This window comes from Stenotrophomonas sp. YJH_SMC_25 (genome assembly GCF_059369595.1).
Window position 1 is genome coordinate 517,469 of record NZ_JCAFSV010000001.1, and the last position, 14,557, is coordinate 532,025.

General features: G+C 68.2%; 15 protein-coding genes. 6 read left to right on the forward strand and 9 right to left on the reverse strand.

Annotated features, from left to right (window positions below; translation table 11 throughout):
- The first annotated feature begins 41 nt into the window (after positions 1-41).
- Positions 42-383: a hypothetical protein gene (locus AC5P7E_RS02465; protein WP_005410581.1), complete on the forward strand. Its 342-nt coding sequence runs from the start codon at positions 42-44 to the stop codon at positions 381-383.
- A gap of 157 nt (positions 384-540) precedes the next feature.
- Positions 541-951 (forward strand): hypothetical protein, encoded by a 411-nt coding sequence (locus AC5P7E_RS02470; protein WP_005410582.1) that lies wholly within the window; start codon positions 541-543, stop codon positions 949-951.
- Positions 952-1,187: 236 nt separating this feature from the next.
- Here AC5P7E_RS02470 and AC5P7E_RS02475 read toward each other — a convergent pair whose 3' ends face one another.
- Positions 1,188-2,825 carry an acyl-CoA dehydrogenase family protein gene (locus tag AC5P7E_RS02475; protein WP_329761724.1) on the reverse strand — a complete coding sequence of 546 codons (1,638 nt, stop codon included), beginning with the start codon at positions 2,823-2,825 and terminating at the stop codon, positions 1,188-1,190.
- A gap of 113 nt (positions 2,826-2,938) precedes the next feature.
- Between AC5P7E_RS02475 and AC5P7E_RS02480 the strand changes: the two genes are divergently transcribed.
- From AC5P7E_RS02480 to pdeM, 4 genes are read left to right on the forward strand one after another with little or no spacing between them, the layout of a single operon-like run.
- Positions 2,939-3,937 (forward strand): ligase-associated DNA damage response exonuclease, encoded by a 999-nt coding sequence (locus AC5P7E_RS02480; protein WP_005414211.1) that lies wholly within the window; start codon positions 2,939-2,941, stop codon positions 3,935-3,937.
- Positions 3,934-5,541 (forward strand): ATP-dependent DNA ligase, encoded by a 1,608-nt coding sequence (locus AC5P7E_RS02485; protein WP_099484530.1) that lies wholly within the window; start codon positions 3,934-3,936, stop codon positions 5,539-5,541. The genes AC5P7E_RS02480 and AC5P7E_RS02485 overlap by 4 nt, the downstream gene beginning before the upstream one ends.
- Entirely contained in the window at positions 5,538-7,997 is a 2,460-nt protein-coding gene (locus AC5P7E_RS02490) for a ligase-associated DNA damage response DEXH box helicase (protein ID WP_114618679.1), read from the forward strand. The genes AC5P7E_RS02485 and AC5P7E_RS02490 overlap by 4 nt, the downstream gene beginning before the upstream one ends.
- Entirely contained in the window at positions 7,987-8,628 is a 642-nt protein-coding gene (pdeM, locus tag AC5P7E_RS02495) for a ligase-associated DNA damage response endonuclease PdeM (protein WP_114618678.1), read from the forward strand. The genes AC5P7E_RS02490 and pdeM overlap by 11 nt, the downstream gene beginning before the upstream one ends.
- Position 8,629: 1 nt before the next feature.
- On the opposite strand, the gene AC5P7E_RS02500 is transcribed toward pdeM, so the two are convergent.
- From AC5P7E_RS02500 to AC5P7E_RS02535, 8 genes are all read right to left on the reverse strand, one after another.
- Complete coding sequence (locus tag AC5P7E_RS02500; RefSeq protein ID WP_024958257.1) at positions 8,630-8,899, reverse strand: hypothetical protein; 270 nt, start codon at positions 8,897-8,899, stop codon at positions 8,630-8,632.
- 180 nt (positions 8,900-9,079) lie between these two features.
- Positions 9,080-10,348, reverse strand: a complete 1,269-nt coding sequence (locus tag AC5P7E_RS02505) for an FAD-dependent oxidoreductase (protein ID WP_114618709.1) — start codon at positions 10,346-10,348, stop codon at positions 9,080-9,082.
- A 103-nt stretch (positions 10,349-10,451) separates the two neighbouring features.
- Positions 10,452-10,658 (reverse strand): cold-shock protein, encoded by a 207-nt coding sequence (locus AC5P7E_RS02510; protein ID WP_005410590.1) that lies wholly within the window; start codon positions 10,656-10,658, stop codon positions 10,452-10,454.
- A gap of 88 nt (positions 10,659-10,746) precedes the next feature.
- The gene (locus AC5P7E_RS02515; protein ID WP_005410591.1) at positions 10,747-11,493 is read right to left on the reverse strand and encodes an S-methyl-5'-thioinosine phosphorylase; all 747 of its coding nucleotides are present in this window, start codon (positions 11,491-11,493) and stop codon (positions 10,747-10,749) included.
- Between the two features lie 82 nt (positions 11,494-11,575).
- Positions 11,576-12,130 (reverse strand): hypoxanthine-guanine phosphoribosyltransferase, encoded by a 555-nt coding sequence (locus AC5P7E_RS02520; protein WP_005410592.1) that lies wholly within the window; start codon positions 12,128-12,130, stop codon positions 11,576-11,578.
- Positions 12,130-13,137 carry a beta-N-acetylhexosaminidase gene (nagZ, locus tag AC5P7E_RS02525; protein WP_005410593.1) on the reverse strand — a complete coding sequence of 336 codons (1,008 nt, stop codon included), beginning with the start codon at positions 13,135-13,137 and terminating at the stop codon, positions 12,130-12,132. Before nagZ ends, AC5P7E_RS02520 begins: the two co-directional genes overlap by 1 nt.
- A 103-nt stretch (positions 13,138-13,240) precedes the next feature.
- Positions 13,241-13,936 (reverse strand): DsbA family oxidoreductase, encoded by a 696-nt coding sequence (locus tag AC5P7E_RS02530; protein ID WP_005414203.1) that lies wholly within the window; start codon positions 13,934-13,936, stop codon positions 13,241-13,243.
- Between the two features lie 113 nt (positions 13,937-14,049).
- On the reverse strand, positions 14,050-14,535 hold the full coding sequence (locus AC5P7E_RS02535) for a CYTH domain-containing protein (protein WP_005414202.1): 486 nt from the start codon (positions 14,533-14,535) through the stop codon (positions 14,050-14,052).
- Positions 14,536-14,557: the final 22 nt, after the last annotated feature.

Below are 14,557 nucleotides of genomic sequence, written 5' to 3' on the forward strand. Positions count from 1 at the left end.
AGCATGCGCGTTGCCTAATTCTAACGACGAGGATTTACACAATGAGCATCAACAAGCTGCTGGTCGCGATGTCCCTGGCTCTGGCCCTGGCCGCCTGCTCGAAGCAGGAAGCTGCCCAGGACGCCGCCGCTTCGGCCAACGAAGCCGCCACCGAAGCCCAGGCTGCTGCCGACCAGGCCGCCGCTGCTGGCGCCCAGACCGCCGACGCTGCCCAGCAGGCCGCTGACACCGCCGCCACCGCTGCTGACGCCGCCACCGACGCCGCTGCCCAGACCGCCGGTGCTGCCACCGACGCTGCTGCCGGCGCTGCTGCTGACGCTGCCAAGGCTGCTGAAGGCACCGCTGAGAAGGCCAAGGACGCTGCTGAAGAAGCCAAGAAGTAATAACTTCTTTCTTCACGCTGTTCCGGAAAGGCCGCTGGTTCGCCAGCGGCTTTTTCTTTGCGTGGATGCCGGCGATCAAGCCCCTGCATCGCGACCCGGTCTTCACAACGGCATGAATAGGCTGGCGTCCCCATCCATTGCAGTGCCGGAGACCGCCATGAAGATTCGTCCGATCACCACCACCCTGCTGGCCGCCTCCCTGCTGCTGGCCCTGGCCGCCTGCAAGGGCCCGGAAGCCGAACAGGCCAAGCAGGACGCACAGCAGGCGGCCGACAGCGCCGGCGCTGCCGCCCGCGACGCCGTCGACAAGGCTGCTGCCGCCACCCGCGAAGCCGCCGACAAGACCGCCGCCGCTTCCGAGCAGGCCGCCGCCGATACCCAGCAGGCGCTGGACAAGGCCGCAGACGCCACTGCCAACGCCGCCGACAAGGCCAAGGACGCCGCAACCGACGCCGCCGCGCACGCCAGCGACGCCACCGCCGACGCCGCGCAGAAGGTCGCCGACAAGGCCCGCGATGTCGCCAATGACGCCAAGGCCAACGCCGCCAAGGAAGAAGCCAAGCACTAAGCCCTACCGGCAGCCGAGCACCGGCTCGGCGCTACAGGAAAAGCCGCGGCACTGCCGCGGCTTTTCTGCTTTTCGCTCCCTGCTTCTTCTGTTGATTCCGTGGTGTGCGCCCACGGAAAGTGTCCAAGGACGCGCGGGTAGGTTGCGCAGGGGCGTAAGCGCCATGGATGGCGCGCCCGAGCCTTATCTGATGAAAATCTGTCAGCGTAGGTGTCGAGAGCCGGCGTGGGCCGCCCCTACGGCAGCGCGCGCGCCAGCATCGCCGTCAGCTCCAGCCCCGCCGGCAGCGTCCCGAACGCCAACCCATGCTCCCCTTCCAGCCGGCTACGCACGAACGCCTCCGCCATCGGACTGCGCGCACGCAGCAGCAGCGCCGCCTGCAGCAGCAGCGCAGTGCGCTCGCAGAACAGCCGCGCCTGCGCTTCCTCCGGTGGCGGCGCCGCTGCCCAACGCTGCAATGCTGCTGCATAGCGCGCATCACGGTCAGCCACCGACGCCAGCTCACCGCGCAACGCCGCCATCGCCTCCGGTTCACGCGCCAGCGCACGCAGCACATCCAGGCACTGGATGTTGCCGCTGCCCTCCCAGATCGAATTCAACGGTGCCTGCCGGTACAGTCGGGGCAGCATCGACTCCTCCACGTAGCCGGCACCGCCCAGGCATTCCTGCGCTTCATTGACGAAGGCCGGCGCACGCTTGCACAGCCAGGACTTGCCCAGCGCCGTCCCCAACCGCGCCATCGCCGCTTCATTGGCATCCACACCGGCACGATCCACCGCGCGTGCGATGCGCATCGCCAACACCGTGGCCGCTTCCGACTCCAGCGCCAGATCAGCCAGCACGTTGGTCATCAGCGAGTGCTCCACCAGCAGCTTGCCGAAGGTGCGCCGATGGCGTGCATGATGCAGCGCCTGCGCCAGCGCCATGCGCATCTCCGCGGCCGCACCCAGCATGCAGTCCAGGCGGGTCATCATCACCATCCCGATGATGGTCGCCACGCCACGCCCTTCTTCGCCCACGCGCCATGCCTGCGCGCCACAGAACTCGACCTCGCTGGACGCATTGGACCAGTCACCCAGCTTGTCCTTCAGCCGCATCAGCCTGAATGCATTGCGGTCGCCATCGGCCAGCCGGCGCGGCATCAGCAGGCAGGTCAGCCCGCCCGGCGCCTGCGCCAGCACCAGGAAGCCATCGCACATCGGCGCGGAAAAGAACCACTTGTGGCCGACCAGGCGGTAACGTTCGCCATCGATCGGCTCGGCGCGCGTGCTGTTCGCACGTACATCCGAGCCGCCCTGCTTCTCGGTCATGCCCATGCCCAGCGTGATGCCGTTTTTGTCCGCCACCGGCACGTCGCGCGGGTCATAGACCGGCGCGGCGGCCTTGCGCGCCCATTCGGCCAGGTGCGGCTGCGACTGCAGCACTGCCACCGCCGCATGGGTCATGGTCAAGGGGCAACTGGTGCCGGCTTCGGCCTGGTGGTGCAGGTAGCTCAGCGCCGCACGCGCGACGTGTGCGCCGGGCTGCGGCTCGTGCCAGGACAAACCCGCCACGCCATGCTGCTTCGCTGCGGACATCAGCTGGTGGTACGCAGGGTGGAACTCGACCGTATCAATGCGGTGGCCCTGCGCATCGTGCGTACGCAGCTGCGGGCGATCACGGTTGGCATCGAAGCCGAGCCGGTACAGCTCGTCGCCGGCCAAGGCTCCGTACACGGCCAGGCGTGGCGCTAAGGCACCGGCACCCTCGCGATGCACCGCCTCCGCCAACGCCACATCGTCGGTCCACAGCTGGCGTCCCGCGAACGGTGGCGGCTGGTTCAGCACCACATGGGTTTCAAACGGCGCGTTGCTGCTGAAGCTGGGTCCACTCATCCGGTCCATCCTGGCGGCAAGAGGTATGCGGTCCGATTGTGCCGCATGCCCCGCCAAGCCCGTGTTCAGGCCGGTTCTCACCGCCTGCACGAAGCGCAGGCCACAGTGGCCGCATGGAAGGCAATGACGATCTGGTGGTGCTGCGTCCGGAGGGGCTGTACTGCGCTGCGGGAGATTTCCACATCGATCCCTGGCGCCCGGTGCCGCGCGCGGTCATCACCCATGGCCACGGCGACCACGCGCGCCCGGGCATGGGCGAATACCACTGCAGCGAAGGAAGCCTGCCGATCCTGCGCTGGCGGCTGGGCGATGTTGGCGTGCAGGCGCACGCCGAGGGGGTGCCGTTCCGCTTGGGCCGGGTGCAGGTATCGCTGCATCCGGCCGGTCATGTGCTCGGTTCGTCCCAGGTGCGCATCGACGATGGTGAACGGGTGTGGGTGGCGTCCGGCGACTACAAGCGCCAACCCGACCCGACCTGCACGCCCTTCGAAGTGGTGCCCTGCGATACGTTCATCACCGAAGCGACGTTCGCGCTGCCGATCTATCGCTGGCCGGACACCCCGGCGGTCGCCGCAGAGATCGTGGCGTGGCGCCGCGAATGCGAACAACGTGGCGAAGCGGCGATCCTGCTGTGCTATGCACTCGGCAAGGCGCAGCGGGTGCTGGCCGAGTTGTTGCCACTGGACGACCGCCCCGCGTGGCTGCACGGCGCCATCGCCAATGGCGTGTCGGTCTACCGGCAGGCCAACATCCCGATGCTGGAGACGCTCACCGTCGCCGAACAGGGGCGTCAACCCGATGCCGCCGGCCAGTTGATCCTGGCCCCACCCTCGGCCGCAGGCACGCCGTGGATGCGCCGCTTCGGACCGCATCAACTGGGGTTCGCCTCGGGGTGGATGCAACTGCGCGGCAACCGGCGGCGCCGCAACGTCGACCGGGGCTTCGTCATTTCCGATCACGCTGATTGGCCCGCGCTGCTGCAGACCATCGAACAGACCGGCGCGCAGCGGGTCATCGCCACCCATGGCAATACCGATGCATTGATTCCGTTCCTGCGCGAGCGCGGCGTGGCGGCTGAAGCCTTTCGCACCGACTTCGGGAGCGAGGAATGAAGGCGTTCGCCGCGCTCTACCAGCGCCTGGACCGCAGTACTGCGACGCTGGACAAGCGCGCCGCACTGGTCGACTACTTCCGCCACGCAGCGGCGCACGATGCGGCGTGGGCGCTGTACCTGCTCAGCGGCGGCAAGGTCGGCGGCGCACGCCGCAGGATCGCCGCCAGTGGTGAGCTGCGCAGCTGGATTGCCGAGGAATCCGGACTTCCCGCCTGGCTGGTGGAAGACAGCTACGCTCAGGTCGGCGATCTGGCCGAAACACTGACACTGCTGCTGGATGACCCCTTGCATCCCGCCGCCGACCGGCCGTTGTCGGACTGGATCGAACAGCATCTGCTGGCGGTGGCCAACCAGCCCGAAGTGGTGCGCCGTGCGGCGGTCGTCGCCGGCTGGCGGCAGCTGCGGAGCGGCGAGCGCCTGGTGTTCAACAAGCTGCTCACCGGCGCGCTGCGCGTGGGTGTCTCGCAACGGCTGGTGCAGCAGGCGCTGGCAGAATGGTCCGGCCTGGACATCGCGCGCATCGCCCAGCGCATGCTCGGCGAGTGGGTGCCCTCTCCCGGGTTGCTGGGGCAGCTGCTGTCGCCGGATGAACTGCCACTGGACCGGCAGCAGCCGTACCCGTTCTTCCTGGCCTCACCGCTGGAGGGCGAACCGGGCGAACGGCTGGGTCCGGTCGAAGACTGGCTGCTGGAGTGGAAATGGGATGGAATCCGTCTGCAGCTGCTGCGCCGACGCGGTGAAGTGGCGCTGTGGTCACGTGGCGAGGAACGGCTGGATGGCCGCTTCCCGGAAATTGAACAGGCCGCGATGGCGCTGCCCGACGGCTGCGTGCTGGACGGAGAACTGCTGGCCTGGGACGAGAGCGACGACCTGCCGCGCGCCTTCACCGCGCTGCAGACCCGCATCCAGCGTCGCAAGCCCGGTGCAGCGACCTTGCGCAACACCCCGGTACGCGTGCTTGCCTACGACCTGCTTGAACGCGATGGCGAGGATCTGCGCGGGCTGCCACTGCAGCAACGGCGTGCACAGTTGGCCGAGGTCATCGGTGCCCTGGGCGACACACGCATCCAGCTGTCGCCCGACGTACCCGCTGGAGACTGGCTGCAGGCGGCCACGTTGCGGGAGGCCGCCCGTGAGCGGGGCGTCGAAGGGTTGATGCTGAAACGCCGGACGTCCGCCTACCAGTCAGGGCGACGGCGCGGCGACTGGTGGAAATGGAAGGTCGACCCCCTGACCATTGATGCCGTGCTGCTGTACGCGCAGGCCGGCCATGGACGGCGCAGCACGCTGTACACCGATTACACCTTCGGCGTCTGGGACGGCGATACGCTGGTGCCGGTGGCCAAGGCCTATTCGGGCCTGGATGACAAGGAAATCCTGGCCCTCGATCGCTGGATCCGCGCCAACACCCGTGAACGGTTTGGCCCGGTGCGCAGCGTGCGTGCCGAACAGGTGTTTGAACTGGGCTTCGAGGCAGTCAACCGCAGCAGCCGGCACAAATCCGGCATCGCCGTGCGCTTTCCCCGCATCCTGCGCTGGCGCCACGACAAGCCCGCCGCCGAAGCCGATCAGCTGGCCACGCTGCAGGCGCTGGCGCGATGAACCGCCGCCAGGCGTTGCGCCGGCTGGAAGACTGGTTCGCTGCGCGCGGCTGGCGCTCACTGCCGTTCCAGCGCGCGATGTGGCGGCACTATCTGGCAGGCGACTCCGGGCTGCTGCACACCCCCACCGGCAGCGGCAAGACGCTGGCCATGTTCGGCGGCCCGCTGCTGCAGGCGATGCTCGATCCACCGTCGGCACCGCGCCGGGCCAGCGCGGTGCGGCCGCTGCAGGTGCTGTGGGTGACGCCGCTGCGGGCATTGGCCAGTGATACCGCACGTGCACTGCAGGCAGTGGTCGACGGGCTGGGCTTGGGCTGGCGGGTCGGCCTTCGCAGCGGCGATGCCAGCAACCGCGAGCGCCGGCAGGCCCGCGAAGGCCGCGTCGACGTACTGGTGACCACGCCGGAATCGCTGGCACTGCTGCTGAGCTATCCCGACACACTGCCACGCATGCGCCAGCTGCGCTGCGTGGTGGTGGACGAATGGCATGAACTGCTGGGCAACAAGCGCGGCGTCCTGCTGCAGCTGAACCTGGCGGTGCTGCGCGACGCCGCTCCTTCCCTGCAGCTTTGGGGACTGTCGGCCACGCTGGGCAACCTGCCGCAGGCCCGCGACGTGCTGCTGCCTGGCCAACAGGATGCACCGATCGTACAGGGCGTTCGTCCGCGCGCGATCAGCGTGCGCAGCCTGCTGCCGGAGCCGGGTGAACGTTTCCCTTGGGCGGGGCATCTCGGCCTGGCGCAGCTGCCGCGCGTGCTGGACGCATTGATGGCCGTACGCAGCAGCCTGCTGTTCACCAACACCCGCGCGCAGGCCGAGCTGTGGCACCAGGCGCTGGCGGCGGTATGGCCGGAAGACGCGGACACGCTGGCACTGCATCATGGCTCGCTGGATCCAGCACTGCGCCAGCAGGTGGAAGACGGCCTGCGCGCAGGCGCGTTGCGCTGCGTGGTGGCGACCTCCAGCCTCGATCTCGGCGTGGATTTCCCGGAGGTTGAACAGGTACTGCAGCTGGGCAGTCCCAAGGGCGTGGCGCGGCTGCGCCAGCGCGCCGGGCGCGCACGCCATCGTCCCGGCGCCGGGGGGGCCATCGTCTGCATACCCAGCCACGCACTGGAACTGGCCGAATATGCAGCGGTGCGCCGCGCACTGCACGAAGGCGTGGTCGAAGCGCGTCGACCGCCGACGTTGTCACTGGACGTGCTGGCACAGCATGCGGTCAGCCGCGCCCTCGCTGGCGGCTTTGACAGTGATGCGCTGCTGGCGCAGGTGCGTCGCACCCATGCCTTCGCCACGCTGGGCGATGAACAATGGCGGGCCGTCCTGGACTTCATCGTGCAGGGTGGGCAGGCGCTGGCGCAGTACCCCGATTTCCACAAGGTCGTGCGCGATGCCGATGGCAGCTACCGCATGCACGATCGCCGCCAGGCGCTGCGGCACCGCCTGTCGATCGGCACCATCAGCAGCGATGGCAGCGTGCGCGTGCAGTTCCTGCGCGGTGGCGGGCTTGGTGCAGTGGAGGAGCAGTTCGCCAGCCGCCTGCGTCGCGGCGACCGTTTCCAGTTCGCCGGGCGCCTGCTGGAACTGGTGCAGCTGCGCGACATGACCGCTTTCGTGCGGCGGGCACGAGGGCGCGGTGATGGTGTGGTGCCGCGCTGGCAGGGAGGCCAGTTGCCGCTGTCGATGCCACTCGGCCGTGAGCTGGAGTGGGTGCTGTCCGGCGCCGACGACAGTGCCGAATCCCGCTGGTTGTCACCGTTGCTGGCACTGCAGCAACAGCTGTCGGCGCTTCCCGGCCCAGAGCACCTGCTGGTGGAAGAGGTGCGGCGCCGCGAAGGCCAGTTCATGTTCGTCTACCCCTTTGCCGGCCGCCACGTACACGAGGCACTGGCCGCGCTGTTGGCGCTGCGCTGCACCCGCCAGCAACGCAACAGCATTGGCTATGCGGTGAACGATCATGGCCTGGTGCTGGCGCCGGCGCGGCCGATCGATCTGGATGAGGCGCAATGGCGTGCGTTGTTCGGCAATGACCGGTTGCTGGCCGATCTGCGCGAGGCAGTGAACCTGGGCGAGCTGGCGCGACGTCAGTTCCGGGGCATCGCACGCGTAGCGGGCCTGCTGGTGCCCAGCCTGCCCGGTGGCATGCCACGGTCGCTGCGCCAGCTGCAGGCGTCCGCGGGCCTGCTGTACGACGTGCTGCGCGAGCACGATCCGGAACACCTGCTGCTGGCGCTGGCGGAACATGAAGTGCTGTACGACAGCCTCGACCTGCCGGGGGTGCAGCAGGTACTGGAGCGGATCGGCACGCAGCAGCTGTCGCTGCAGCGACCGTCATCACTCACGCCGCTGGGCTTTCCATTGTGGGCTGAACGCCTGCGCGGTCAGTTCAGCAATGAAGACTGGCGTGTGCGCGTGCAGCGCGCGGCCCAGCAACTGGAGCGCCGCCATGACCGATGAATTGCCGCTGCTGCTTGCCGGTGAGTCCGTGGTCCTGGTGGGCGCGCGTGCGCTGTACTGGCCCGCGCGGCAGGCACTGCTGATCGCAGACCTCCACCTGGGCAAGGCCGATGTGTTCCGTCGCGCCGGCATCGCGTTGCCCAGCGGCGGCACCGGCGAAGACCTGCAACGCTTGCAGCGGCTTCTGGACCTGCATGCCTGCCGCGAGCTGTGGATCCTGGGCGACATCCTGCATGGGCCGGCGCATCGCGCTGCGTGGTACCGGCAATGGCTGGGATGGCGTGAACGCAATGCTTCGCTGGACGTGCATGTCCTGCGCGGTAATCACGACCGCCAGCTGCCGCATGCGCAGTTGCAGGTCCAGATCCACGATGAAGTACGACTGCGGCCGTTCCTGCTTCGGCATGAGCCGATGCCCGATGCGGCGCTGCATGTGATCGCCGGGCATCTGCACCCGCAGGTTGCCTTGAAGCCACTGCGACGGCGCTTCCCCGCGTTCTGGCTGCGTGACCGGATGACGGTCCTGCCGGCCTTCTCCGCATTCACTGCAGGCATCGTGCCTGCCCCCGCCCGCGGCGAACAGATGATCGCCTGCGTGGAAAGCGGCCTGGTGGAACTGCCGGTCGCCTGACTCAGGCCGGGCCAATGCCCAGCTGCGGCATCAACTGGAAATCAGGGGTGTCATTCTCACGCCGCCGCGGCAAGGCCTGGATTGCCGCCAGCATCTCCTGCGCGCAGGTCCGGATGCGTGCGTGGTGTTCCGGCGATGCATGGCTGACCAGGCTGCCGACATGGAACTCGAATACATCCTCCAGTACGTCGGGCTGGTCCTCGTGCAGCATCTGCAGCAGTCCACGCAGCTTGCAGATTTCCGATTCCAGCTCTTCGACCGCGAACAACATGGCGTCCTCCTCTTCAACATCAAGCGGCACGTCCGGGCCGCAACAGGCCGCAACAGCAGCGCTGCCCGGGCCACGCGCGATGTTGATCACGGAAAGGAAAACGGGCGACGCGCAGTCGCGTGCAAGCTACTTCTCGCACATCCGCGGTGAGGCAACCGTTAATTCACGTGACGGCACGCTTCACGCGCCGGCCGTGATCGCGTTGCTGCGAGGTATCTCCATCGTCGTCGCCAATGCGTCGATGAAGGCCGGATCCAGCGTGAGCGAACCGAACCACCCCTGCTGCGTGCCGCTGAGCACGCGCAGCATGTGGCCACGGCCTCCGGGCAGGCGCCCCATCGGGCCCAGCAGCACGTCGCGCGTCTTCGCCCAGGCATCGCGATCGGACTGGAACAGCGGCGTCAGCCAGCGACTCCAGCGCTGGTAGACCGCCACGTGGGCCCTGCGTTGCGCCTGGTAGGCCTGCAACGCTTCGGCACCACCGCCATGCGTGCGCACCGCATCGCGCAGCGCCAGCGCATCGAGCAGCGCCATGTTCACCCCCTGCCCCAGCTGCGGGCTCATCGCGTGCGCCGCATCACCTGCCAGCACCATGCGGCCCTGGTGCCAGCGCGTCATCACTGCATCGCGATAGACCGCGCGCGCCAGCTGGCCGGCATCGCGCAGGTGGGCGAAGCGCGCACTGGCCTGCGGCCACAGCGCATGCAGCTCGTCCAGCCAGGGCGTCATGCCATCGGCCTGCCAGCGCTCGAAGTCGGTGCGTGGCAGGCTCCAGAAGAAACTCAGGCGCGGCGTGTCATCGCCGGGGCGCGTGCCGACCGGCAACAGGCCGATCATCTTGCGCGCGGCCACGTAGCGCTGCCGCAGCTCCTGCACATGCGGCCAGTCTTCGGCCGGCAACAGGCACCACAGCGCTCCCCACGGATACACGCGGTCCAGCCCGGCACCGCCGGCAATGGTGCTGCGCAGCGTAGAGGCCGCGCCATCGGCGGCCACCACCAGGTCGAACGGGCCATGCAGGCGCCCTTCGCTGTCGCGCAGGCGGCCCTGCTCGGCATCCACGGCGGCGATGGTGACGCCCGCATGCAGATTGCCTGCCCCCGCGCGCGCCTGGTCCAACAGCGAGAACAACGCCCCACGCTGCATGCCCAGGCCATGCAGGCGCGCATCCAGACCGTCGTAGCGCATGTCCATCACCGCGCGCTCGCATGGCGTGTCGCCATACAGGCGGTGCACCGGCGCGGCATGCGCGCGCACCGCATCCAGCAGGCCCATCTGCCACAGCACCTGCAGGCCGCTGGGCTGCAGCAGGAAACCGGCACCCACCGGTCCCGGCGTCGGCACGCGCTCGAATATCTCTACCTCGTGGCCGTCACGGGTGAGGAGGATGGACACTGCCTGTCCAGCGGTGCCGTAGCCGATCACGGCGATACGCAGTCGTTCCGTCATGGCCACATTGTGCCCGAGGCGGGTGGACCGCGAACCGGCCGCGGGCACGCCGCGCAAAAAAAAACCCCGCCGAAGCGGGGTTTTCAACGCACTGTCGAGTGGATCACTCGGCCGGCGTGATGTTCGAAGCCTGGGCACCCTTCGGGCCCTGGGTCACGTCATAGGTGACGCGCTGGCCTTCCTGCAGGCTGCGGAAGCCCTTGGAGTTGATGGCGGAGAAGTGCGCGAACACGTCGGCGCTGCCATCCTCCGGCGAGATGAAGCCAAATCCCTTGGCGTCGTTGAACCACTTGACGGTACCGTTCGGCATGGTGATGCGAGACCTTATGCAATGAATGGGTGGTGTACGCTGAACCCGCGCACAAGCTGAGTATGCAAAGCTTGCTCGGGGAAGACAATCACCCCCGCGCCAATTCGCCCACCAGTTCCGGAAGTCCGTTGCTGGCCGCCTGTACGTTGGCCAGCACTTCGGCCATCGTAATCTCCTCGCCATCACCACAGCCGGCAGCCCAGTTGGCGATGATCGCCAGGCAGGCGTAATCCAGCCCCAGTTCGCGTGCCAGCGCGGCTTCCGGCATGCCGGTCATGCCCACCAGGTCGCAGCCGTCGCGGCGCATGCGGGCGATTTCAGCGATGGTCTCCAGGCGCGGGCCCTGCGTTGCGCCGTAGCAGCCACCGTCATGGACCGTGACGCCGGTCACTTTGGCCGCCGCCAGGATCTTGCTGCGCAGCATCGGCGTGTACGGGTGGCCGAAATCGACGTGGACCACATCGGTGCCCTCTTCTTCACAGATGGTGCTGATGCGGCCCCAGGTGTAGTCGATGATCTGGTCCGGGCAGGCCAGCACGCGCGGGCCGAAGTTCTCGGTGATGCCACCGACCGTGTTCAACGCCAACACGCGCTGCGCGCCCAGCTGCTGCAGCGCGGCCAGGTTGGCGCGGTAGTTGATCTTGTGCGGCGGCAGCGAGTGGCCTTCACCATGGCGCGCCAGGAACGCCACGCGATGGCCGAGCAGCGTGCCCACGCGCACCGGGCCCGACGGACGGCCGAAGCGGGTGTCGACCTCGTGGGTCTGCACGTCGTCAAGCTTGGCCAGGTTGTAGACACCGGTACCGCCGATCACGGCCAGGGCGATCTGTTGCATTCGAAGCACTCCATGAAAAGACGAACGCCGGCACCCGAGGATGCCGGCGGCAGAAGAAGACGCGCCGCGGGCGGCTGCGCCGTTATTCCTTCATCGCGTAGATGGCCGGCACGCAGCGCAGGGTTTCGTTGACGTCCATGCCGAAGCCGAACACGTAGCGGTCCGGCAGTTCGATGCCGGCGTAGTCGGCGGTCACGTCCGGCAGCGCGCGGTCGTGCTTCTTCACCGTCATCGCGGCGATGCGCACGTCGGTTGCGCCCTGTTCCAGGCACCAGGTGCGCACGCCCTGCAGGGTGTAGCCTTCGTCAAGGATGTCGTCGACCAGCAGCACGCGGCGGCCGAACAGCGAGGTGGCCGGCTTGTGCTTCCAGACCAGGTCGCCGCCGGTGGTTTCACCGCGGTAACGGGTGGCGTGCAGGTAATCAAACTGCACGTCCTGGCCGCGCGCGCCCAGTTCCAGCGCCAGCTGGCCGGCGAACGGCAGCGCACCGTGCATGATGGACAGGAACAGCGGCACCTCGCCCTTGTAATCGCGCGCGATGGCGTCGGCGATACCAGCGATGGCCTTGTCGATGGTGGGGCGGTCGACCAGCAGGTCAGCCTGGGCCAGGGCCTGGGAAATGGTGAGGTTGGGCATCAGACGGTTCTTCCAAGGGTTTCAAGCAGACGGGATTGGGTGTCGCCATGGCGGGCATCGGCCAGCAGGCCGTCCCAGCCGAGCGCGCCGCGGCCGATCAGGCCCAGCAGCGCAGCGGTATTGAGGGAGCGCCCCTGCACCGCGTGCAGGGCTTCATCGACCAGCTCCGGGTGGCAGACCAGCACCACGTCGCAGCCGGCGTCCAGATGGGCGTGCACGCGCGCCGGCACGCCGCCGGCGCTGTGCGAGGCGGCCATGCCGATGTCGTCGGAGAACACCACGCCACGGAAGCCGAGCTCGCCGCGCAGGATGTCCTGGATCCAGCGCGGCGAGTAACCTGCCGGTTCAGGCGCAATCTGCGGGTAGATCACGTGCGCCATCATCACCGCATCGGCACCGGCGGCGATGCCGGCCTGGAACGGCACCAGGTCCTGCGCACGCAGCTCGTCCAGCGCGCGCGGATCGATCGCGGTATCGACGTGGGTGTCTTCCAGCACGGTGCCGTGGCCGGGGAAATGCTTGAGCGTGGCGGCCATGCCGACCGAGTGCATGCCACGCACGTAGGCGGCGGTGAACGCGGCCACCACCTGCGGGTCTTCACTGAAGGCGCGGTTGCCGATGGCACGGTTGCCACGGCCAAGGTCGACCACCGGCGCGAAGCTCAGGTCCAGGCCGCTGGCGCGTACTTCGCTGGCCATCAGCCAGGCGTGCCGTTCGGCCAATGCCAAGGCCTGCTGCGGGTCGGTGGCATACAGGGCACCAATGTCCTGCAGTGGCGGCAGATCGCTGTAACCCTCGCGGAAACGCTGTACGCGACCGCCTTCCTGGTCCACGCAGATCAGCTGCGGGCGCGGCGCGGCGGCGCGGATCGCCGCGCTCAGATCGGTCACCTGCTGGCGGGAGGCGAAGTTGCGCTTGAACAGCACCACCCCGGCCACGGCATCGTGCTGCAGCCAGTCACGTTCCTGGGCGGTCAGTTCGGTGCCGGCAACGCCGATCAGCAGCATGGTCGATCTCCACAACGCGCGCCCGCATGGCGCAGTGCCGCATTGTCGCAGAACCGGCCGACAGGCGCAGTGGTCAGAAAAAGGGGCTCTGACCCCGATCTGCTCAGACCTTGCAGCCGTCCGGGCCGCAGGCCTCGTCGTCGCCAGCCGGGGTGGCCGGGGCGCCCTGTTCGGCGGCAATCTGGCGCAGGGCGTTGGCGAAGGCCTCGGGGGGCTGCGCCCCGGAAATGGCCCACTTTCCATCGATGACGAAGGTCGGCACCGAGGAGATGCCCAGCGCATGCGCCTCCGCCAGCTTGGCCTCGACCTCGGCCAGGCCGCGGTCGGAGGCCAGCATCTGCGCGATTTCGCCGCCGTCCAGGCCGCCCGCCACACCGGCCTTGATCAGCACCGCGCTGTCCGCCAGGTTCTGGCCAAGCTCGAAGTGGGCGCGGAACAGCGCCTCCCCGACCGCGTCCTGCACGCCGTGCTGGCCGGCCAGCCACAGCACCCGATGTGCCGGCAGCGTGGTCACCCGCACCTGGCCCCGGCTGAAGTCCATCGGCAGGCCTTCCGCACGCGCCGTGGTCTGGGTCTGGCCGAGGATCTGCTCGGTGCGCTCGACGCCACCGAACTTGCGTACATAAGCCTCGCGCAGCGGCACCGGGGTGTCGTCCGCGTCCGGGTCCAGCTGGAACGGCTGCCAGTGGATATCGAGTTCAGGCGCATCGGCGCCCAGCAACTGCACGCCCTGCTGGAAACGATGCTTGCCGATCCAGCACCAGGGACAGACCACGTCGGAGTAGATGTCGATTCTCATCCCCCCGACATGGGGCCCGCCCCCGCCGAAAAAAGGGGACGGAGGGGATTAAGTCGCTTTCCGCACAGGCGGGGTAAGGACGACTTAATCCCCTCCGTCCTCTTTTCAGGGTTTCACCACTGTGAATAGGGATGACTGGCGAGCGCGACGTTGTAGTAGCGGGCGTCGTCGGTGACTTCCGCGCCGGCCCAGTCCGGCAGCTGGATGGCCTGGTCGGCGCTGTCCAGTTCCACCTCGGCCACCACCAGGCCGGCGTTGTCGCCGAGGAACTCGTCCACTTCCCAGGTCAGGCCGGCGTGCTCGACCAGATGGCGGCGCTTGTCGATCAGGCCACCCACGCACAGCGCCAGCAGCGCGCGCGCGTCCTCCACCGGAATCGGGTAATCGAATTCCTGCCGGGTGTGGCCGATGGTGCGCGACTTCAGGTTTAGCGCAGCATGGTCGCCCTCGATACGCACGCGCACCGAGGCGTTCTGGGTACCGCGATCCAGCGCGCCCATGTCGTTGATGTAGCCCTGCGCCATCGGGATCACCCGGTGCGCAGCGGATCGCCAGCCATCGTTGATGACCAGGAATTTGCGTTCGATTTCAATGCCCATGGCGCGATTATGCGCCATGGGT

Bases quoted from the DNA above. Each gene is read 5' to 3' on its own strand.
- AC5P7E_RS02465 (WP_005410581.1), top strand. From the start codon at position 42: ATGAGCATCAACAAGCTGCTGGTCGCGATGTCCCTGGCTCTGGCCCTG.
- AC5P7E_RS02470 (WP_005410582.1), top strand. From the start codon at position 541: ATGAAGATTCGTCCGATCACCACCACCCTGCTGGCCGCCTCCCTGCTG.
- AC5P7E_RS02475 (WP_329761724.1), bottom strand. From the start codon at position 2,825: ATGAGTGGACCCAGCTTCAGCAGCAACGCGCCGTTTGAAACCCATGTG.
- AC5P7E_RS02480 (WP_005414211.1), top strand. From the start codon at position 2,939: ATGGAAGGCAATGACGATCTGGTGGTGCTGCGTCCGGAGGGGCTGTAC.
- AC5P7E_RS02485 (WP_099484530.1), top strand. From the start codon at position 3,934: ATGAAGGCGTTCGCCGCGCTCTACCAGCGCCTGGACCGCAGTACTGCG.
- AC5P7E_RS02490 (WP_114618679.1), top strand. From the start codon at position 5,538: ATGAACCGCCGCCAGGCGTTGCGCCGGCTGGAAGACTGGTTCGCTGCG.
- pdeM (WP_114618678.1), top strand. From the start codon at position 7,987: ATGACCGATGAATTGCCGCTGCTGCTTGCCGGTGAGTCCGTGGTCCTG.
- AC5P7E_RS02500 (WP_024958257.1), bottom strand. From the start codon at position 8,899: ATGTTGTTCGCGGTCGAAGAGCTGGAATCGGAAATCTGCAAGCTGCGT.
- AC5P7E_RS02505 (WP_114618709.1), bottom strand. From the start codon at position 10,348: ATGACGGAACGACTGCGTATCGCCGTGATCGGCTACGGCACCGCTGGA.
- AC5P7E_RS02510 (WP_005410590.1), bottom strand. From the start codon at position 10,658: ATGCCGAACGGTACCGTCAAGTGGTTCAACGACGCCAAGGGATTTGGC.
- AC5P7E_RS02515 (WP_005410591.1), bottom strand. From the start codon at position 11,493: ATGCAACAGATCGCCCTGGCCGTGATCGGCGGTACCGGTGTCTACAAC.
- AC5P7E_RS02520 (WP_005410592.1), bottom strand. From the start codon at position 12,130: ATGCCCAACCTCACCATTTCCCAGGCCCTGGCCCAGGCTGACCTGCTG.
- nagZ (WP_005410593.1), bottom strand. From the start codon at position 13,137: ATGCTGCTGATCGGCGTTGCCGGCACCGAACTGACCGCCCAGGAACGT.
- AC5P7E_RS02530 (WP_005414203.1), bottom strand. From the start codon at position 13,936: ATGAGAATCGACATCTACTCCGACGTGGTCTGTCCCTGGTGCTGGATC.
- AC5P7E_RS02535 (WP_005414202.1), bottom strand. From the start codon at position 14,535: ATGGGCATTGAAATCGAACGCAAATTCCTGGTCATCAACGATGGCTGG.